This window comes from Rhizobium mongolense subsp. loessense, assembly GCF_900099775.1.
Classification (GTDB): domain Bacteria; phylum Pseudomonadota; class Alphaproteobacteria; order Rhizobiales; family Rhizobiaceae; genus Rhizobium; species Rhizobium loessense.
The window spans coordinates 59,907-79,144 of sequence record NZ_FMTM01000008.1 but is presented as its reverse complement, the minus strand read 5'-3'; the positions used below and the strand labels follow the sequence as shown (position 1 = coordinate 79,144).

19 protein-coding genes, 1 tRNA gene and 2 pseudogenes are annotated in these 19,238 nt (G+C 59.7%); 14 read left to right on the top strand and 8 right to left on the bottom strand.

Annotated elements, in window-relative coordinates:
- The first annotated feature begins 51 nt into the window (after positions 1-51).
- The 5 genes from BLP23_RS23190 to hflX all read left to right on the top strand — a co-directional run bounded on the left by BLP23_RS23190 (position 52) and on the right by hflX (position 6,357).
- On the top strand, positions 52-2,322 hold the full coding sequence (locus BLP23_RS23190) for a sensor histidine kinase NtrY-like (protein WP_092587342.1): 2,271 nt from the start codon (positions 52-54) through the stop codon (positions 2,320-2,322).
- On the top strand, positions 2,312-3,676 hold the full coding sequence (gene ntrX, locus BLP23_RS23185; protein WP_022715522.1) for a nitrogen assimilation response regulator NtrX: 1,365 nt from the start codon (positions 2,312-2,314) through the stop codon (positions 3,674-3,676). Before BLP23_RS23190 ends, ntrX begins: the two co-directional genes overlap by 11 nt.
- 61 nt (positions 3,677-3,737) lie before the next feature.
- Positions 3,738-4,601, top strand: a complete 864-nt coding sequence (locus tag BLP23_RS23180) for a D-amino-acid transaminase (RefSeq protein WP_092587127.1) — start codon at positions 3,738-3,740, stop codon at positions 4,599-4,601.
- Positions 4,602-4,711: 110 nt separating this feature from the next.
- Complete coding sequence (gene hfq, locus BLP23_RS23175) at positions 4,712-4,954, top strand: RNA chaperone Hfq (RefSeq protein ID WP_003539403.1); 243 nt, start codon at positions 4,712-4,714, stop codon at positions 4,952-4,954.
- Positions 4,955-5,031: 77 nt separating this feature from the next.
- Entirely contained in the window at positions 5,032-6,357 is a 1,326-nt protein-coding gene (hflX, locus tag BLP23_RS23170; RefSeq protein WP_092587126.1) for a GTPase HflX, read from the top strand.
- A 431-nt stretch (positions 6,358-6,788) separates the two neighbouring features.
- Here hflX and BLP23_RS23165 read toward each other — a convergent pair.
- Positions 6,789-7,260 (bottom strand): annotated as a pseudogene (locus BLP23_RS23165) (LysR substrate-binding domain-containing protein); the annotation flags it as partial.
- 2 nt (positions 7,261-7,262) lie between these two features.
- On the opposite strand from BLP23_RS23165, the pseudogene BLP23_RS23160 reads away from it, so the two are divergent.
- Positions 7,263-7,636 (top strand): annotated as a pseudogene (locus tag BLP23_RS23160) (transposase); the annotation flags it as partial.
- Here BLP23_RS23160 and mazG read toward each other — a convergent pair.
- A complete protein-coding gene (gene mazG / locus BLP23_RS23155; RefSeq protein ID WP_092587124.1) occupies positions 7,621-8,502 on the bottom strand; it encodes a nucleoside triphosphate pyrophosphohydrolase in 882 nt (293 codons plus the stop codon). The pseudogene BLP23_RS23160 and the gene mazG sit on opposite strands and share 16 nt — an antisense overlap.
- 6 nt (positions 8,503-8,508) lie before the next feature.
- Positions 8,509-9,096 (bottom strand): nucleoside deaminase, encoded by a 588-nt coding sequence (locus tag BLP23_RS23150; RefSeq protein ID WP_092587341.1) that lies wholly within the window; start codon positions 9,094-9,096, stop codon positions 8,509-8,511.
- Between the two features lie 248 nt (positions 9,097-9,344).
- On the opposite strand from BLP23_RS23150, the gene cysG reads away from it, so the two are divergent.
- From cysG to BLP23_RS23125, 5 genes are read left to right on the top strand one after another with little or no spacing between them, the layout of a single operon-like run.
- Positions 9,345-10,781, top strand: coding sequence for a siroheme synthase CysG (gene cysG / locus BLP23_RS23145; protein ID WP_092587123.1), 1,437 nt, complete (start codon positions 9,345-9,347; stop codon positions 10,779-10,781).
- A gap of 2 nt (positions 10,782-10,783) precedes the next feature.
- Entirely contained in the window at positions 10,784-11,098 is a 315-nt protein-coding gene (locus BLP23_RS23140; protein WP_092587122.1) for a DUF2849 domain-containing protein, read from the top strand.
- 8 nt (positions 11,099-11,106) lie between these two features.
- On the top strand, positions 11,107-12,777 hold the full coding sequence (locus BLP23_RS23135) for a nitrite/sulfite reductase (protein WP_092587121.1): 1,671 nt from the start codon (positions 11,107-11,109) through the stop codon (positions 12,775-12,777).
- Positions 12,778-12,787: 10 nt separating this feature from the next.
- Positions 12,788-13,300 carry a DUF934 domain-containing protein gene (locus tag BLP23_RS23130; RefSeq protein WP_092587340.1) on the top strand — a complete coding sequence of 171 codons (513 nt, stop codon included), beginning with the start codon at positions 12,788-12,790 and terminating at the stop codon, positions 13,298-13,300.
- Positions 13,301-13,336: 36 nt separating this feature from the next.
- Positions 13,337-14,545: a UbiH/UbiF family hydroxylase gene (locus BLP23_RS23125; RefSeq protein WP_092587120.1), complete on the top strand. Its 1,209-nt coding sequence runs from the start codon at positions 13,337-13,339 to the stop codon at positions 14,543-14,545.
- A gap of 59 nt (positions 14,546-14,604) precedes the next feature.
- Here the strand turns inward: BLP23_RS23125 and BLP23_RS23120 are convergent, their stop codons facing one another.
- A complete protein-coding gene (locus tag BLP23_RS23120; RefSeq protein WP_092587119.1) occupies positions 14,605-15,354 on the bottom strand; it encodes a cytochrome c biogenesis CcdA family protein in 750 nt (249 codons plus the stop codon).
- 194 nt (positions 15,355-15,548) lie between these two features.
- On the opposite strand from BLP23_RS23120, the gene BLP23_RS23115 reads away from it, so the two are divergent.
- Positions 15,549-15,624 (top strand) — tRNA-Lys (locus BLP23_RS23115).
- An 817-nt stretch (positions 15,625-16,441) separates the two neighbouring features.
- Here BLP23_RS23115 and BLP23_RS34680 read toward each other — a convergent pair.
- Together BLP23_RS34680 and BLP23_RS23100 are read right to left on the bottom strand one after the other, a co-directional pair.
- Positions 16,442-16,627: a hypothetical protein gene (locus tag BLP23_RS34680; RefSeq protein ID WP_092587117.1), complete on the bottom strand. Its 186-nt coding sequence runs from the start codon at positions 16,625-16,627 to the stop codon at positions 16,442-16,444.
- A 179-nt stretch (positions 16,628-16,806) separates the two neighbouring features.
- Positions 16,807-16,989 (bottom strand): DUF3606 domain-containing protein, encoded by a 183-nt coding sequence (locus tag BLP23_RS23100; RefSeq protein WP_092587116.1) that lies wholly within the window; start codon positions 16,987-16,989, stop codon positions 16,807-16,809.
- Positions 16,990-17,022: 33 nt separating this feature from the next.
- Between BLP23_RS23100 and BLP23_RS23095 the strand changes: the two genes are divergently transcribed.
- Positions 17,023-17,364 (top strand): hypothetical protein, encoded by a 342-nt coding sequence (locus BLP23_RS23095; RefSeq protein WP_092587115.1) that lies wholly within the window; start codon positions 17,023-17,025, stop codon positions 17,362-17,364.
- On the top strand, positions 17,361-17,717 hold the full coding sequence (locus tag BLP23_RS34095; protein ID WP_208603185.1) for a hypothetical protein: 357 nt from the start codon (positions 17,361-17,363) through the stop codon (positions 17,715-17,717). The genes BLP23_RS23095 and BLP23_RS34095 overlap by 4 nt, the downstream gene beginning before the upstream one ends.
- 649 nt (positions 17,718-18,366) lie before the next feature.
- On the opposite strand, the gene BLP23_RS23085 is transcribed toward BLP23_RS34095, so the two are convergent.
- A complete protein-coding gene (locus BLP23_RS23085) occupies positions 18,367-18,570 on the bottom strand; it encodes a hypothetical protein (protein ID WP_022715545.1) in 204 nt (67 codons plus the stop codon).
- A gap of 454 nt (positions 18,571-19,024) precedes the next feature.
- Complete coding sequence (locus BLP23_RS23080) at positions 19,025-19,210, bottom strand: hypothetical protein (protein ID WP_092587113.1); 186 nt, start codon at positions 19,208-19,210, stop codon at positions 19,025-19,027.
- Positions 19,211-19,238 lie beyond the last annotated feature (28 nt).

The window sequence follows — 19,238 nt, the reverse complement described above, 5'->3', positions numbered from 1 at the left end:
CAATCGATGAACCGTGACATACCGGCTTCTGCCGCTTGGAGTGATGACTTTATGAAGCAGGATGCGGCACCGCCTGCGGCAGATAGCGATACGGTCTCGACCGTTACCGATCGCCGGGCGCTGTTTGCGCTGCCGGGTCTTGTCCTGGCCGGCGGCGCGTTGCTCTGCGCGACGCTGACGCTATTCATTCTGCTGGGTGTGACGCCGATCGACCCGACGACCCGGGTCGTCATCACGTCAGTCGTGGTAAATTCCTTCTTCGTGCTTGCACTGATAGCGCTGATCGGACGCGAAGTTGCGCGGTTGCTCAAAGCTCGCACGCGCGGCCGCGCCGCTGCCCGTTTGCACATTCGGATCGTCGTCCTGTTCTCTATCGTCGCCATCACGCCGGCGATCCTGGTGGCGATCTTTGCAAGTATCACGCTGAACGCCGGGCTCGACCGCTGGTTCGCGCTGCGCACGCAATCCATCGTCAGTTCGTCGCGCAATATCGGCCAGGCCTACATGATGGAGAACGCCAGTTATCTGCAGGGCCAGACCATCTCCATGGCGAACGACCTGGAACGCAACCGGGTGCTTTACAACCTCGACCGCACGGGCTTTGGCGAGTTGATGACGCGTCAGGCGCGGGGCCGCGGGCTGCTGGGCGCATTCCTAGTTGAAAGCGACGGCACGGTCATCGTTCAGGCGGATATCAAGACCGAGAAGCCGTTACCCGCGATCCCGCAGGATGCCCTGCAGAAAGCCGCCGCCGGCCAGCCGACGCTCATTCCGCCGGGCGTTACCAACCTTGTCGGCGCCATCATCAAACTCGAGCAGATTCCAAGCGCGTTCCTCTACACCGTGCGCGCCGTCGATCCGAAGGTCATGGGCGCAATGCGCATGATGGAGGAGAATGCGACGGAATATCGCTCGATGGAGGCGGGCCGCGTCTCGCTGCAGATTGCGTTCGCGGTTCTCTATATCGGTTTTGCCCTGATCGTGCTGCTTGCGGCGATCTGGACAGCTATTGCCGTTGCCGACCGGATCGTCCGCCCGATCCGCCTGCTGATCACGGCGGCCGACAGCGTGGCGTCCGGCAACATGGATATCGTCGTGCCGGTTCATGCGGTCGATGGCGACGTTGCAAACCTGTCCCGCACGTTCAACAAGATGATTTCGGAAATCCGCACGCAGCGTGACGAGATTTTGGAGGCGAAGGACGAGGTCGACGACCGCCGCCGCTTCATCGAGGCCGTGCTGTCGGGTGTGACCGCCGCAGTGATTGGCGTCGAGAGCGACCGGCGGATCACCATCGTCAACAGTTCTGCCGAGACGCTGATGTCGCAGCCGGCGCGCGAGATGCTCGGGAAGCAGTTGAATGAAATTGCTCCAGAAGTCGACCAGGTGCTGACCGAAGCCGCATCGCGCTACCGCGGTGATTTCCGCAAACAGATTGCCCTCGTGCGCGGTGGAACGGTGCGAACGCTGAGCGTGCAGGTCACCCGCGAGGAAGTTCGCGATACGAGCGATTCCTACGTGATCACCCTCGACGACATTACCGATCTCGTAATTGCGCAGCGCTCGACGGCCTGGGGCGACGTGGCAAGGCGCATCGCCCATGAGATTAAGAACCCTCTGACGCCGATCCAGCTCTCCGCCGAGCGCATTCAGCGCCGTTACGGAAAGCAAATCAATCAGGAGGATCGCACGGTCTTCGATCAGTGTACCGATACGATTATCCGGCAGGTTGGCGATATCGGCCGCATGGTGGACGAGTTCTCGGCTTTTGCGCGCATGCCCAAGCCGACGAAGGAACAGACCGATCTGCGCAATATTCTTCGCGATGCCATCTTCCTGCGTGAGATGGGCAATACGCATGTGAGCTTCCTGCAGGAATTCGGCGAGAAACCGCTGGAGGGCCAGTTCGACAGCCGCATGCTGGGCCAGGCATTCGGAAACCTAATCAAGAATGCGGTCGAATCCATTGAGGCTGTCCCGAGTGGTGAGCGCGATCAACGGAAAGTTCTCGTAAGGGCGTCGTTGGACGAGAGCCGCGACCGCTTCACGGTCGACGTCATCGACAACGGCCGGGGACTGCCGGTGGAAAACCGGCACAGCATCCTTGAGCCCTACATGACGATGCGGGAGAAGGGCACTGGCCTTGGCCTGGCAATCGTCAAGAAGATCATTGAAGAGCATGGTGGGCAGTTGGAACTGCATGATGCGCCCGCCGATTTCGACCAGGGAAGGGGGGCCATGATCCGCGTGCATCTGCCGCGTCTCGAGCCGGTTCCCGCCGCCCCGGCGTCAAATGACAAGGAAAGTGTGTATGGCCTCTGATATTCTCGTCGTCGATGATGAGCATGATATTCGCGAGATCGTCTCCGGCATCCTCTCTGATGAAGGACACGAGACGCGTACCGCGCATGACAGCGACAGCGCGCTCGCCGCGATTTCCGATCGCGCGCCGCGCCTGATTTTCCTGGATATCTGGATGCAGGGCAGCAAACTCGACGGTCTCTCATTGCTGGACGAGATTAAGACGCGCCATCCCGACATCCCGGTCGTCATGATTTCGGGCCACGGCAATATCGAAACGGCTGTTTCCGCCATCAAACGCGGCGCCTTCGATTTCATCGAAAAGCCCTTCAAGGCTGATCGCCTGATCCTGATTGCCGAACGCGCGCTGGAAAACTCGAAGCTGAAGCGGGAGGTATCCGAGCTGAAGCGGCGCGCAGGCGACGCCGTCGAACTGATCGGCACTTCGGTCGCGGTCTCGCAGCTTCGCCAGACGATCGAAAAGGTCGCGCCGACCAACAGCCGCATCATGATCTTCGGCGCATCCGGCTCCGGCAAGGAGCTGGTTGCGCGGATGATCCACAAGAAGTCGGCGCGCGCTAACGGGCCGTTCGTGGCTTTGAATGCTGCGAACATTACGCCGGACCGCATGGAAGTCGCCCTCTTCGGGACCGAAGGCTCCCCTGGCCAAGCGCGCAAGACCGGGGCGCTGGAAGAGGCCCACCGCGGCATACTCTATCTTGATGAAGTCGGCGAAATGCCGCGCGAGACGCAGAACAAGATCCTACGCGTGCTTGTGGACCAGCAGTTCGAGCGCGTCGGCGGATCGAAGCGCGTGAAGGTGGATGTCCGTATCATCTCTTCGACGGCTTACAATCTGGAAAGCCGCATCGCCGAAGGCTGGTTCCGCGAGGATCTTTACCATCGCCTCGCGGTCGTCCCCGTGCGAGTGCCGGCATTGGCGGAACGTCGGGAGGACATCCCGTTCCTTGTCGATCAGTTGATGCGTCAGATTTCCGAGCAGGCGGGCATCCGCCTGCGCCGTATCGGCGACGATGCAATGGCGGTCCTGCAGGCTCATGACTGGCCAGGCAACATCCGCCAGCTGCGCAACAATATCGAACGCCTGATGATTCTTGCACGCTCAGATGGCCCGGATGCACCGATCACAGCCGACATGCTGCCGACGGACCTCGGCGACATGCTGCCCAAGGTGTCTGCCAAGAACGACTACCACATCATGACGCTTCCGCTGCGCGAAGCACGCGAGATGTTCGAGAAGGATTATCTGATCGCGCAGATCAACCGCTTTGGCGGCAATATCTCGCGCACCGCGGAATTCGTTGGGATGGAGCGCTCGGCGCTTCACCGTAAGCTGAAGTCGCTCGGGGTCTGATTGCTCCGGCGCAGTTTTCTGCGCCGGTTTTCCATCTCATTGCCTTAGATCCAGGTTTTCCATGCCGAGAATTTCCTATGTAAATGGCCGCTACGTGCAGCACGCCGATGCGATGGTACATATCGAAGACCGAGGCTACCAGTTCGCGGACGGCGTCTACGAGGTCTGCGAAATACGTCACGGCTACATAGTTGATATCACGCGCCATCTCGACCGCTTGAACCGCTCGCTTGGCGAGTTGCGTATCGCCTGGCCGATGAGCCGCCAGGCCATGATCCTTGTGATTCGTGAGACGGCGCGCCGCAACAAGGTACGCAACGGCCTGTTCTATCTGCAAGTGACACGCGGCGTGGCGCGCCGCGACCATGTCTTTCCGGCCGAAGGCACCAAGCCTTCGCTGGTCATCACGGCCAAAAGCACCGATCCTGCGGTCATCGCGAAGAAAAACGCAAACGGCATCAAGGCGATTACCGTTCCGGACAATCGCTGGGATCGGGTTGACATCAAGACGGTCGGTCTTCTTTCGAATGCCCTGGTCCGCCAGCAGGCGAAGGAAGCCGGCGCCCAGGAGGCCATCTATGTCGATGCCAACGGCTGCGTGAAAGAAGGTGCCGCGACCAATGTCTGGATGGTCGACGCCGACGGCACCTTGATCACGCGCCCTGCCGAACATGGCATTCTGCGTGGCATCACGCGCACGACGCTGATGGATGTCGCGTTGAAGCTTGACCTCAGGATCGCCGAGCGGAACTTCACCGTCGCCGAAATGCTGGCGGCACGCGAGGTGTTCATCACGGCTGCCACAAGCATTTGTTTTCCCGTCGTTTCCATCGACGGGCAGACGATCGCCAACGGTCACCCCGGTACGATCTCGCAGAATATTCGAGAAGCATTTTTCGACGTTGCGGAAAAGATTGCGATTTGATACCAAGATTTGCTGGACGGAAGGGATGAGGGTTACCATCCGTCTTTCAGGAGAGGTTGATTAATATTCACCGGCTAGATCAAGCCGGCAATAAAGAAAGAAGCGGCGCGATGGCGGAACGTTCTCAGAATTTGCAGGACTTATTTCTCAATACTGTTCGCAAACAAAAGATTTCTCTCACAATTTTTCTCATTAACGGCGTAAAGCTCACGGGCGTTGTCACTTCTTTCGACAATTTCTGCGTTCTTCTTCGCCGTGACGGCCATTCGCAACTCGTGTATAAACACGCGATCTCAACGATCATGCCGGGTCAGCCCATGCAGATGTTCGAGAGCGAAGAAGCAGCGTCCTAACAGGGTCAGCAGTCATTTCGACACGCGATACCAGGAATGATTCCATCATCCCGGAGGCTCAGAGACTTCGGGATGATATGCGGGCGACCGTCGTCGTGCCTGTGCTCAGGCAGGCGCGGAGTAAGAGTGCGCCCATCGAAGGAGCTGCGACCCGCTCACCGGAGAGCCGCCTTGAGGAAGCGACCGGTCTCGCAGAGGCAATCGATCTGGATGTGGTCAACGGCGCGATCGTACCGATCTCAGAACCGCGTCCGGCCACGCTGCTCGGCACCGGCAAGATCGAGGAAATCAAGGTGCAGCTCGATGAGGATGATTCCGGCCTGGTAATCGTCGATCACCCGCTGACGCCGGTGCAGCAGCGCAATCTCGAGAAGGAGTGGAATGCCAAGGTCATCGACCGCACGGGGCTGATCCTAGAAATCTTCGGCCGCCGCGCCTCCACGAAGGAAGGCACGCTGCAGGTTGATCTCGCGCATCTGAACTATCAGAAGGGCCGTCTGGTCCGCAGCTGGACCCACCTTGAACGCCAGCGCGGCGGCGGCGGCTTCATGGGCGGCCCGGGCGAAACGCAGATCGAAGCCGACCGTCGTCTGCTGCAGGATCGGATCATCAAGCTGGAGCGCGAGCTGGAGCAGGTTGTGCGCACCCGTCAGTTGCATCGAGCCAAGCGCAAGAAGGTACCGCATCCGATCGTGGCACTGGTGGGCTACACCAATGCCGGCAAGTCGACGCTCTTCAACCGCATTACCGGCGCAGGCGTGCTTGCAGAGGACATGCTCTTCGCAACGCTCGACCCGACGCTTCGCCGCATGAAGCTGCCGCATGGCCGGACTGTTATCCTGTCGGACACCGTCGGCTTCATCTCCGACCTGCCGACGCATCTTGTCGCCGCCTTCCGCGCAACGCTCGAAGAGGTGCTGGAAGCCGATCTGATCCTCCACGTCCGCGATATGTCGGATGCCGACAATCAGGCGCAGAGCGCAGACGTGATGCGCATCCTGAATGATCTCGGTATCGACGATGCCGAAGGCGCACGACGCATCATCGAAGTCTGGAACAAGATCGACCTTCTCGAACCGGAAACGCATGACGCGATGGTGCAGAAGGTTGCAGGCGCCGAAAACGTGATCGCTGTTTCGGCCATCAGCGGCGAGGGCATCGATCACCTGATGCAGGAAATCAGCAAGCGCCTTTCCGGGGTGATGACCGCGACGACGATTAAGCTGCCTTTGGGCAAGTTGGCGCTGCTACCCTGGCTTTACGAACATTCGATCGTCGACGGCCGAGAAGACAATGAAGACGGCACGGTGACGCTCGATGTAAGGCTCGCCGAAAGCGAAGCCGCCGAATTGGAACGGCGCATGGGCGACGGCCCGAAGCCGCAGAAGGAAGACTGGGAATAGCAAAAAGCCTGACAGCTGATCACTTCTAGGCAAATTCGAGACCCGGTGTCCGTTGCGGATGAAAAGACGGTTCGGCGCTGTTTGGTGTCGCCTTGTATCCTTGCCCTCATTCCTACGCCTGTCGATGGGATCCAGCGCTCAAGTCTCTGGTGCAGGAGACACTTGTCTCGTGGCATGTGAGTCATTTGCCGCGCACCGGTGGCTGGCTGCCTGTGAGGAGAGTATGATGGACGCTGGTGGCAAAGGGCAGGCATTCAGCAGATCCATCCCGCAAAGGCGACGTCCTTCAGGCCCCTGCGGCTTTGCCTTCGCGCAGCTATGCCGAAGGCGGCAGATTCGACGAATGAGCGTCGACCCTCGACGCTAGAGCATCTTCGATGAACACGGAGTCGGTTTGAGGAGTTGTGCGACAGATGGCCCGCTTTGTGGCCTCAGCTTCCAACTTCAATCACCGATGACATATCCATCGCCGCCGTGACAATGGCACGTCTCAACCAGATGTGCCTGGGCGCGTCTTGGTGGCGCGTGCCAAACGAGGCTCATCGCGAAACTCCCAAGATCGAGGGGCGGCGGCAACGATACGAAGCGCCTCATGTTGGTGGCCGCTCGTGCCAGGCTCGACGGCAGGGTCATGATGAGGTCGGAGCGAGCGGCGATCTCGACCGCCGCGAAGAAGTTCGGCACGCGCAGCTTCATCCGTCGCTTTCGCCCCATCCGCGCAAGCACCTCATCGACAGGTGCAGGCCCGACGCCGGTGACGCTCACCACGATATGCTCAAGCGCCAGAAAGCGGTCGAGCGTGAGTTTTCCGGCGAGCGCAGGGTGATGCACCCGCATGAGCGTCACGAGTTCTTCGTCATAGAGGCGGCGTCGGTGGATGCCGGCCGGCGCTTCGTCGATCAGAGCTGTCGGGCATGACCGCGCCGATGGTGCTCGACGGGCCGATGAACGGTGCAGCCTTCCTCGCCTATGCAGAGCAGGTGCTCGCTCCCGAAATTCGCCCTGGCGACATCGTGGTCATGGACAACCTGCCGGCCCACAAGATCAGCGGCGTGCGCGAGGCGGTCGAGAACGTCGGAGCGCAGATCCTGTTCCTGCCGCCATGCTCGCCGGACTTCAACCCCATCGAGATGGCCTTCTCAAAGCTCAAGGCCCTCCTGAGAAGGGCCGCGGCCAGAACCATCGATGAACTCTGGTCCGTCGTCGCCGATTGCCTCTCTGCGTTCGCCACCGAGGAATCCGACATTATTTCGAAGCGTCCGGTTATGACCCGGAATAAGTCGAATCTGCTCTAGCCGCGGAGATGTCATTCCCCGCGACCGACCGCTCGATCGCCTTGGCGGCCTGCCAGATTTCCTCCATGCGCTCCAGCGTAGCCGCTTCCAGCGTTTCGCCATCTGCTTCAAGTGTTTTCTCGATGTGATTGAATCGCCGCCTGAATTTGGTGTTCGTACCGCGAAGCGCCTGCTCGGGATCGGCCTGTACATGCCGGCCGATATTCGCAATGGCGAAGATCAGATCGCCGAGTTCATCGCTGACCTTCGCGTGATTGCCCTCTTTGAGTGCGACACGAAGCTCGCCGATCTCTTCCTCGATCTTGTCGAGGATGGGCTCTGGAGCCGACCAGTCGAAGCCGACCTTTGCGGCGCGTTCCTGTAGTTTCAGCGCTTCTGTGAGCGCGGGGAAGCTCCGCTGCACGGAGCCAAGAAAACCTGCTTTGAAATCTTCGGAAACGCCGCGCCTTACGCGCCTTTCGGCACGCTCGTGTTTCTCCGCCTGCTTGATCTCGTCCCACTGCTTCTTGACGAGTTCCGGCGTGTCTGCATCGGATCGCGCGAAGACATGCGGATGGCGGCGGATCATCTTGCGCGTGATGGCTTCGACGACGTCGCCGAAGGTGAATTCGCCGGCTTCCTCGGCCATACGGGCATGGAAAACGACTTGGAGCAACAGGTCGCCAAGCTCCTCGCAAAGATCGTCCATGTCGTTGCGTTCGATCGCATCGGAGACCTCGTAGGCTTCCTCAATCGTATAGGGCTTGATCGTTTCGAAGGTTTGGACGGTGTCCCAGGGGCAGCCGGTTTCCGGATCGCGCAGTGCAGCCATGATCTCGATCAGGCGCGAAATATCTTTTGAAGCTTCCATGATATCTCAGTTCAACGGGATGGCATTAGCGTCTTTGGACGCCTGATAGGTGTCGGACAGCGCATCGTAGCGGGCCTTGATGCTGGCGGCCTGCGTTTTCAGATTGGTTTTCAGCGGTTCGTCCTCGGCTTCGATGAGATCGGCGATCGCAAAACTGTTCCAGAACGCGTTGTGACGCCGGTATCCGCCTGGTTCGAGGCCGAAGACCTCCTTCAGAATCTTCAGATCATGTGGGATGGCAAAGCTGTCGCGTGAATCCACATGGCTGAAGAAATAATAGAAATTATCGAAACCCGCCCAGGTGATCGCCGACATGCACATGCTGCAGGGCTCGTGCGTCGAGATAAAGATGAGCTCCTTAGTCGAAGGCTTGTCGGAGAGCTCGTAAAAGCGCTTCAGTGTGTGGACTTCGCCATGCCATAGCGGATTTTCGAGTTCGTTGTTCGTTTCCGCGACGACCAGCGCTAGGTCGGATTTACGCAGGATTGCCGCGCCGAAGACCTTGTTGCCCTCGGAAACGCCGAGTTCCGTGATCGGCAGGATATGCTCCTCGATGACTTCGAGAAGACGGGAGGCAATCGTCTTTTCCGGCATGGTGTTCTCCTGTTTCTTGCAGTTTACCGTTTGCCACCGAGAAGCGAAATGCATGATCCCGCCGATTCTGCGCATTTGTCACCACCTTTGATGCCCTGCAGCAGCATTTTCAAACGACCGGGCGACTTTTCTCAAATCCTTGAGAAGGCGAGCAAAAGAATACGCGCTCAGCGGGGCTTTCGAATTTCTGTTTCTTCAATCCGTTGACCTTAAAAGGCATAGTCGGCCAACTTCGAAGTGGAATGATAATGCCTTCCAGCAGCGAACAGCTATCGGTGTTTCCCGCATTCTTCCGTGTGGAAGGGCGGATCGCAGCCGTTTTCGGCAATGGAGACGAGGCCTTCGCAAAGGTGCGCCTCCTGCTGAACACGCGCGCTCGCGTTGTTGCTTATGCCGACCATCCCGAGGCTGATTATCATTCGTTCCTGATTTCCAATCGCATCGAAACGGTTCGTGGTGCTTTCTCGCCCCAGCAGGTGGACGGTGCGACTCTTGTTTTTGCTGCAACCGGCAATGCTGCCGAAGATCGCGCGGTCGTGGAAGCTGCCCGGGCGGTCAGAATTCCGGCCAACGCAGTAGACCAGCCGGACTATTGCGATTTCTTCACCCCCGCTCTCGTCAATCGCGCGCCGGTCGCCGTTGCGATCGGCACGGAAGGTGCAGGTCCGGTGCTCGCCCAGATGATCCGTGCGCAGGTCGATCAGTTGCTTTCTCCGTCGCTCGGCCGCCTGGCCGATCTTGCGACGAGCTACCGCAGGACCGTCGAACATTGCGTTCCGCGCGGCGTGGCCAGAAGGGTCTTCTGGCGCCGCTTCTTCTCTGGTCGAGTGGCGGACGCCGTTGCAAACGGCAATCTTCCCGAAGCGCGGCGTGCCGCAAACGGCCTCCTGCGCCCGACGAAAAGGGTTGACGGCCGCGTCTGGCTCGTCGGTGCCGGTCCTGGAGCGGAAGATCTGCTGACCTTGCGCGCCCAGCGCGTGATGATGGAAGCCGACGTCATCGTTTTCGATGCACTGGTGCCGCAGGCGATCGTCGATATGGGCCGCCGCGATGCCGAGCGCCTTGCGGTCGGCAAGCGCAAGGGTTGCCATTCGAAATCGCAGGAAGAGATCAACGATCTGCTTGTCCAGCTTGGACGCCAGGGCAAGCGCGTCGTGCGCCTGAAATCCGGCGATCCGCTGGTCTATGGGCGGGCAGGGGAAGAGATGGCGGCGCTGCGTGCCGCGGGCATCGGCTACGAGGTCGTTCCGGGCATCACTTCCGCTTTCGCCGCTGCGGCCGATTTCGAGCTGCCGCTGACGCTGCGCGGCGTTGCCTCGTCGCTGGTCTTCACGACCGGGCATGATCTGACCGGTGACGTGCTGCCCGATTGGGCAAGCCTTGCCGTGTCCGGCGCGACGATCGCCGTCTATATGGGACGTACCGTCGCAGCCTCGGTCTCCGAGCGGCTGATGAGCGCTGGGCTTCCTGCCGAGACGACCGTTGCCGTCGTCGAGAATGCCAGCCGTGCGGACCGTCGCCTACTGCACGGCATTCTGCGCGATCTTCCCGACTTGCAGCATCGTGACGAGTTGACCGGGCCGGTCATGGTCATTATCGGCGATGCTGTCGCAGGCGCTAATTTCGAACTGTCCGAGCCACTGGTGCGCCATAAGGCGACCGCGCCGGAATTTGCAAGGAGCTGAACATGGTCGACAAGGTTCTGACCGCAAACAGGCTGACGGACGGCGTGGCCGTCTGGCTTGACGCCAGCGGCGAATGGGTAACCTCGCTGCAGAATGCGCTCGTCGCCCGCCATGCCGAGGCCGTGACGGCTCTGGAAGAGATCGGCAAGAAATCCTATGCCGACAACAAGGTCGTTGACGTGGCCGTCATCGAAGTTCAGGAAAACAACGGAGTTCTATGGCCACTGCGCCTTCGCGAGCGCATCCGCGCCCAGGGCCCGACCATGGATTATGCGCCGGGCTATAAGCCGGCCGATCCCGAATTCATTGCAGTCTGAGGAAGCTGATGTACCGTTACGACGAATTTGACCACGCCTTTGTCGCCGAGCGCGTCGAGCAGTTTCGCGACCAGGTCCAGCGCCGTCTGTCCGGTGAGCTTGCCGAGGATGCGTTCAAGCCGCTGCGCCTGATGAACGGTGTCTATTTGCAGCTCCATGCCTACATGCTGCGCATCGCCATCCCCTACGGCACGCTCTCCTCGCGTCAGATGCGCATGCTCGCCCATATCGCCCGCACCTACGACCGCGGCTACGGCCACTTCACGACCCGCCAGAACCTGCAGTTCAACTGGCCGAAGCTCTCCGACATGCCGGATGTGCTTGCCGAACTTGCGACGGTTGAGATGCATGCCATGCAGACCTCCGGCAACTGCATTCGCAATGTCACGGCGGATCATTTCGCCGGTGCCGCGGCGGACGAAGTCGCCGACCCGCGTCCCTATGCGGAAATCCTGCGCCAGTGGTCGTCTGTGCATCCGGAATTCTCGTTCCTGCCGCGCAAGTTCAAGATCGCCGTCACCGGCGCCGAGCGCGACCGCGCGGCGATCCAGGTCCACGATATTGGCCTGCATCTGAAGAAGAACGACAAGGACGAGATCGGCTTTGCCGTTTACGTCGGCGGCGGCCAGGGCCGCACGCCAATGGTCGCCAAGCTGATCCGCGACTTCCTGCCGGAAGAGGACCTGCTGTCCTACACGACCGCGATCATGCGCGTTTACAATCTGCACGGCCGCCGCGACAACAAGTACAAGGCGCGCATCAAGATACTCGTGCACGAGACCGGTGCCGAGGAACTGGCGCGTCAGGTCGAGGCTGAGTTCGTGCAGCTCAAGGATACCGAGCTCAAGCTGCCGGAGAAGGACGTCCAGGCGATCGCCGCCTATTTCGCGCCGCCCGCGCTGCCGGAACGCGCCGAAGGCTGGGAGAACCTTGCCCGCTGGAAGAAGGCCGATCCGGCATTTGCCCGCTGGGTGCAGCAGAATGTAGCGCCCCACAAGAACCCCGATTACGGCATGGTGACGATCTCACTGAAGCCGATCGGCGGCATCCCGGGTGATGCCTCTGACGCGCAGATGGATGCCGTTGCCGAAATCGCCGAGGAATATGCCTTCGACGAAATCCGCGTGAGCCACGAACAGAACCTCATCCTGCCGCACGTGGCGCTGGGCGATCTGGAAGCAGTCTATCGCGGCCTGGTCACGGCTGGCCTGGAAACTGCCAATGCCGGCCTCATCACGGATATCATTGCCTGTCCGGGGCTGGACTATTGCGCGCTCGCCAATGCGCGCTCCATTCCGGTTGCCCAGGAGATTTCCAAGCGATTTGGCGATCCGGCGCGTCAGGCGGAGATCGGTGAACTGAAGATCAAGATCTCAGGCTGCATCAACGCCTGCGGGCATCACCATGTCGGCCATATTGGCCTGCTCGGCGTCGAGAAGAAGGGCGCCGAACTCTATCAGATCACGCTTGGCGGCTCCGGCGACGAACACACCTCGATCGGCGAGATCATCGGCCGCGGGTTCGAACCGGACAAGGTGACGGACGCGATCGAGACGATCGTCGATACCTATCTAGGCATCCGCCGGGACCAGTCTGAAACCTTTCTTGCAGCTTATCGCCGCGTCGGTCCGCAGCCTTTCAAGGATGCGCTCTATGGCGCGGCTGCGGAAGCGGCATAAGGAGGGGATGATGACGAAGATTTGGAGAGAAGCCGGTTTCGTCGCCAACGATCCCTGGGTGATCGAGAGCGATGAGGTGAAAGCGACCGAAGATCAGAAACCTCTGCTCGGCCTCGACGATCTGATCGCCAGGGCCGGAGAGAGCAACGATGTCGGGTTTGGTGTGCTCATCAAGCCCGCCGACGACGTTCGCAAGCTCGAGCCTTACCTCGATCGTCTCGATATCGTCGCCGTTGCTTTTCCGGCATTCAGCGACGGCCGTGCTTTCAGCCATGCTTCGCTGCTGCGCGAGCGACTGGGTTATGCCAACGAATTGCGGGCGGTAGGTGATGTGCTGATCGACCAGATCCCGTTGATGCTGCGCGTCGGGATCGACAGCTTCGCCGTGACCAATGAAACGGCGATCAAGCGGCTTTCCGAGAACCGGCTGCCCGGAATTCCCCATCATTATCAGCCGGCTGTGCGTGACGCGGAGGTCGGCAAGGGCTATAGTTGGCGCCGTCAGGCGAAGCCGGCGGCATAATGCCGGCTCGCCGTCTCTGATGACGGAAGCGATGCAATGAAACATTTCGAAGTGGCGGTGATCGGTGGCGGTCTCGCCGGCATGGTGGCTGCGATCGCACTGGCCCGCGGCGGCCGCGGCGTGGCGCTGATTGCCCCTCCCGCCGCGACCGAGGACCGGCGCACGACGGCGCTGATGGATCAGTCAATCCGCTTCCTCGATCGCCTGGCGCTCTGGGAAAAACTGAAGCCCGAGACCGCGCCGCTGAAAAGCATGCGCATCATCGACGGCACACATCGCCTGCTGCGTGCACCGACCACGACGTTCCGCTCGGTTGAAGTCGGGCTTGACGCCTTCGGCTACAACTTCCCGAACAAGGCGTTGACCGACGTGCTCGAGGCGGCGGTCGCCATCGAAGGCAATATCACGCGCTTCACTGCTTTTGCTGACAGCATTGATATCGGCGTGAATGTTTCGATTATGCTGGCGGGCGGCGAGATGTTGTCTGCAGATTTTGCTGTTGGCGCCGACGGTCGCAAATCGAAGCTTAGGGAAAAAGCCGGCATTGGCGCACGCAACTGGTCCTATCCGCAGTCGGCCATGGTACTGAATTTCAGCCATTCGCTGCCGCACGAGAACACCTCGACGGAATTTCACACCGAATGTGGCCCCTTTACCCAGGTGCCCTTGCGCGGCAACCGCTCTAGCCTGGTCTGGGTACAGAATCCGTCGGATGCCGCCGCTGGCCTCGAATTGTCGCTTGCCGAATTGAGCAACGTCGTCGAAGAGCGGATGCAGTCGCTGCTCGGAAAGGTGAGTGTCGAGGAAGGCGTCCAGATTTGGCCCCTTTCGGGCATGATGGCGCACCGCTTCGGCAAGGGCCGGATGGCGCTGATCGGGGAGGCCGCGCACGTCTTCCCGCCGATCGGGGCCCAGGGCCTCAATCTCAGCCTGCGCGATATAATGGCGCTGACGGACATTCTCTGCGACCGGGCCGAACTGCCGATACCAGCCGATTCGGGCGATCGCTTCGACCGCAGGCGCCGCGCCGACATCATGACGCGAACGGTCAGCGTCGATTTGCTGAACCGCTCGCTTCTTTCGGGTTTCCTGCCGGTGCAGATGCTGCGCGCCGCGGGCCTCCACATCCTCTCGGCGTTTCCGCCGCTACGCAGCGTTGTCATGCGCGAAGGCATCGAGCCTGGCCGCGGATTGCGGGATATTCCTACTGCCTTGCGGGAAAGGTTCAGCCGGAAGAAAGGCTGATCTGATTGCGACCTGTACGGCGGCTTACTCTTTGCAAGGCAGGCTATGATGTGCTGCCTTTAGCCAATCCGCATCAGGATCGGAAAGGTCTGCTGGAACCAAATGGCAGTATCGCTGACGAAACCGAAGATGAAGGCGAGCCCCGTGAGCACGAGGAAGCCCCCCATGATCTTTTCGATTGTGCCGAGATGGCGGCGGAAGCGCGCCAGAAACTTCATGAATGCACCGGAAAAGCCGGCGGCGATCCAAAACGGAATAGCGAGGCCGAGCGAATAGACGGCGAGGAGCCCTGCGCCGGAGCCAACGGTCTCGCGCGATGCCGCAACCCCCAGAATGGCGCCGAGCACCGGCCCGATGCAGGGCGTCCAGCCGAAGGCGAAGGCAAGTCCCATGATATAGGCGCCGGTCAGCGTCGCCGGCTTGCCACCGCTTTGGAAACGGGCCTCGCGCGCGAAAAGCCCGATTCGGAAGACGCCGAGGAAGTTCAGTCCCATGATGATGATGATGAGGCCGCCGACCTTTGCCAGAAGATCCAAATGCTGGCGCAGCAGCATTCCGATGCTGGAAGCGCCGGCGCCGAGCGCGACGAAGACCGTGGCGAACCCGAGCGTGAAGAACAGCGCCGAAAACAGCACCCCGCGCCGAACATCGGGCGCAACCGCAACAGCATTGCCGCCCCGGAACTGCTCGACGGATATGCCTGCCATGTAGCAGAGATAGGGCGGAACGAGGGGAAGCACGCAGGGAGAGAGAAAGGAGAGGGCACCCGCAAGCAGGGCGCTCAACAGGGAAATATCGGCAATCGACACGCATTCTCTCCGGCTGCAATCTGGCGGATGTTTAGCGCCGCAATCCACCGAATGCCAATCACCTTTTCGAGCCGCGGCAAGAAATATGCCTAACGCCGCGAAAAAGGGCGATTTTTCGGTTGACCGCAATAAGTCGCCTGCATATGTTCCGCGCACTTCCGGCCGGGGCTGTTTTTGAGTTCAAGGCGTCAAGGGAGAGCGTAGCTCAGCTGGTAGAGCAACTGACTTTTAATCAGTAGGTCATGGGTTCGAGCCCCATCGCTCTCACCAAGCCTTTCAATATCTTGGTGGAAATTCAGATCTTTTATGATTGCTCCACTCGCCACCGAATAGCCACGCGGTGGGTTTTTCGAGTCCGCCAGTAATAAAATTGCATGTTTCTAACAGCGGGAATCGGCCGATCCGAATGATGTTTCCTAAATGGTTCAATATCCTGTCCAAGATATTCTTCTAATAAATCGCGTAACGATAGAAGGTTGATCCGATCGAGAATCAGGAGCCTTGAAGTTCCAACTTCATTCGCAACGACCGCCGCTCTGGCGACAAGCTTCGCCATTTTGGTGGAGGGCCGACCTACTTCAAGACTCGACCGCGGCTCTCGATGCTTGGATGGCGGAGTGCGCGCGTACCCGAGCGTGCCATTCATTGGACATCGCCGTGCCAGACACCGACAATAAGCAATCGCATTCACTGATTCATGCGCATTTCAATGGCAGTCGAGGGGCCTGACGTTGGCCGAAGTTCGCGCTTTCACAATGATCAAGAAACCTGACCACGTAGCGCGCGTTTGAGCGCTCGGCGGCCAACCGCATGGCAGCAGTCCGGGGCTGGGTCGGCTGGCGCGTCATGGACATTGATGTCCACGATGATGCCGACGAACTCAGTGCGACTGACAGTGCAAGCTGAACCCGTTTGGGGCTGGCTTGGCCAGAGGATCTGTCGGCGCTGTCCGGTCGCACGGTTTACGTCCTCGCAGACAACGACGCCGCAGGCGAAAGAGGCCGCCATTGCGCGGCCTTCTCCATTTGGGCAGCTGTCGATCCGCGGACGTTCAAACTCGCGTGGATCGCTGGGACTGTCCCGAACCCTACCGCCACCGCGGCTCTCGTGGTGCGTTGTGCAGCAATTCGCTGGCGGACGCGAATGGTCCAAACAATTTTAGCAATCGAGCCTCTTCCTCCTCCTTAAGTCGGCGCCGTTTGGAGAAATCCTTGACCGACCAAACACGGGTCGTGGTTCCGGTGCCGACGTTATTCGGTTCAACTCGCTGCATACGTTACTCCTCCCATACAGTTGGGGAGACCTATACCAAAGTATAATTTAGAAATAAATAAAATAAGATGTGTTGGCGCGCCTTTTTTTGCGTCGTACACCCATCGCCTGGCGCGCCTCCTCCGCGATAGGTGATCTGCGGCAAGTCGAGCTTGTAACGCAGGCTCCCTGCCGCTTTTGCTATTTTATCTTTTCTGCCGCCTTGTTTGCGGCCTCACGATCACGCCCGTGTTTCTTCACTATCTTCTCAGCCTGTTCCTTTGAGATGCGGTGCTTTCGGGCAAAATAATTCACCTCGTACGGCTCACCAGCCGCTACTCGGCTCCGGTCAGGCTTGCCACGCTTGCTCTTGTCGTCTGCCATTGGGGTCCTCCTTCCACTGCAGGTGCTGAACGTGTGACCGAATCCAAGGTTCCGGACCACAGGTCGACTAAGGCAAAGAAGTATCGCAAATGCTACGGCCTCAAGGCCTGGAAGGCTGCTCGTACTACTCAGTTCGCTAGGCACCGGCTTTGCGAACGCTGTCTCCAATCGGAGACCGTCGCAGAGGCAACGGTCGTGAACCATCACACGCCTCACAGAGGAGATTGGGCGCTGTTCATCGATCCGAACAATCATGAGAGCGTCTGCGCACTACATCACGATGGCCTGATCCAGCGCGAGGAGAAGCGCGGCTATGTCATCGGATGCGACGTCAACGGCCGCCCTCTCGACCCGGCCCACCCCTGGAACCAATGACGGGAGGGGTGGAGTGCGAGCAACGGCGGTTCGACCTCCGTACCTGTGGCCACCCGCGTACGCACCGCGAGCCGGACTGGTCGCTGACCTACGTTGATGGCGAGGATTTCGAAGAAACCAGCAGGCAATGGCACGCTGTTATGGCAGGTCTGTCGGCGGCCGGTACGCTCGCCGATGCAAACGGTCACACTGTCGTCCGCTTTGTTGAATTTCGCGTGCAATATCGCACCGCAAAGCATGTAGCCGAATCCGGCGCCATTCTATCGGCAAGCGAGCAAAAGTCGGCCAATGGAATTCATATTGGAGCGCGGTGCAGCAAGCTGATGCCCGCATTGTCGACGACAGTTTATTGAAGGCCCAGAACAGCGGATCGAGCAGCGTCGCGACGGCAGGACCGAAGGTCGAGCGCAGGCCATTGATATGGTGATGACGCTGGAGGAATTGCGATCTAATTAGAGGCTTTACGTGTACCTGTGCCGAATCCTCGCTTGTCACACGATACTCGATGAACTGCGGGTGAGCGATGATCAGCTTTCCATCTCGAGAGCCGCATGCGCGGTGTGAACGCAAGCTAAGATAACTGTCTTATGGCGCGCCCTGATGCGTCGACCCGTTCCAACGAATCTGACCGTGCCGGTTTAACCAAAGTCCTTATTTGCGCGCGTTTCACCTCCTTTCCGGGCATCAGCTCTGATGCCGCGAACACTCATGTGAAAGAAACCGCGTTCTATGCCGGCCTGTCGAAATCCACGCTAGACAAGCTTCGTCATTTCGGGCCTCGCTATCATGCGCGGGCGCGTGAACCCTTACGCTGTTCGATTTGAGCTGAGCGCGGACGCGCGGCTTTACGGCCCGCGGGTGATGAAAACATCCGACGGAAGGCGCTTTCACGAGCGCGGCGCAGGCCGGGAAGGTGGATGACACGCTCTACGAAAGTGCAACGTGGCGTCGGGAAGAGGTGCGCATCAGCCACCCCGGAGCACCGTGGGCCGCGAACGACAATCACTCCGCAGCGAAAGGTGCTGCATAGCGGCTCGAATCTCGTTCGATAGCGTCCAGAGAGTTCATCAAGTCGACAAAGTCACAGGCCTCGGCCCAAGACATGCCACTCACCTTCACGTCACCGAGCGTGGCAGGCTCCATCGTGAGCCCATCCACAACAAGCCACTTGTCATCGACTTCATGTCGAAGATTGAAACGTCGCATCGCAAAGTCTCCAAACGGTGAACCGCGGTACCATATTTTAGGAGAGATGAATATGGGAAAGTTAGCGGCTGTTAACGATAGTGTCGCGACCAGCAAAGCCACCGGCCCAACCTCTTGCTGAGCGCACCCCAGAAGAACGTGCGGAAGGAGACGCCAAGGTCATTTGCCAGGATCGATGGAGTCAAAAGGCTGGCGGAGTTTGATTCTTGGGCCATTGGTAGCGCGGTTCGAAGAAGCAGCCATTCGCGGTTCCACACTCGAGGAGGTCGGGACGATGTCGGGCGCTACAAGCTCGCGTTCGGCAATGGCTGTCACATGGCGCTGGTGACGATCCGATATAGGCCAGATTCACAAGCCGTTATCGAGCGGCCTTCTCCTTTTGGGGCATCCCGTCGCGCTCAAGGTAAACCAAGCAAAATGACGCAGGACGCGCCCCACACCCATGTCGCACGGACTACCGCCACTTCGGTGCCCGTTTGGCGTTATGCATGAGTTCGAATGCAGTCGCGAATGGACCAAACAGCTGAAGTAGTCTCGTTTCTTCTTCCTCGTCCAATCGATGCCGCGCGCAAAACTCCGTTACCGACCAGACCTTCGTTGCCATAATGGAATCTGCATTTTCCGGCTCAACGCGTTCCATGGAAATCCTCCCGCCTCATGGGGGAACA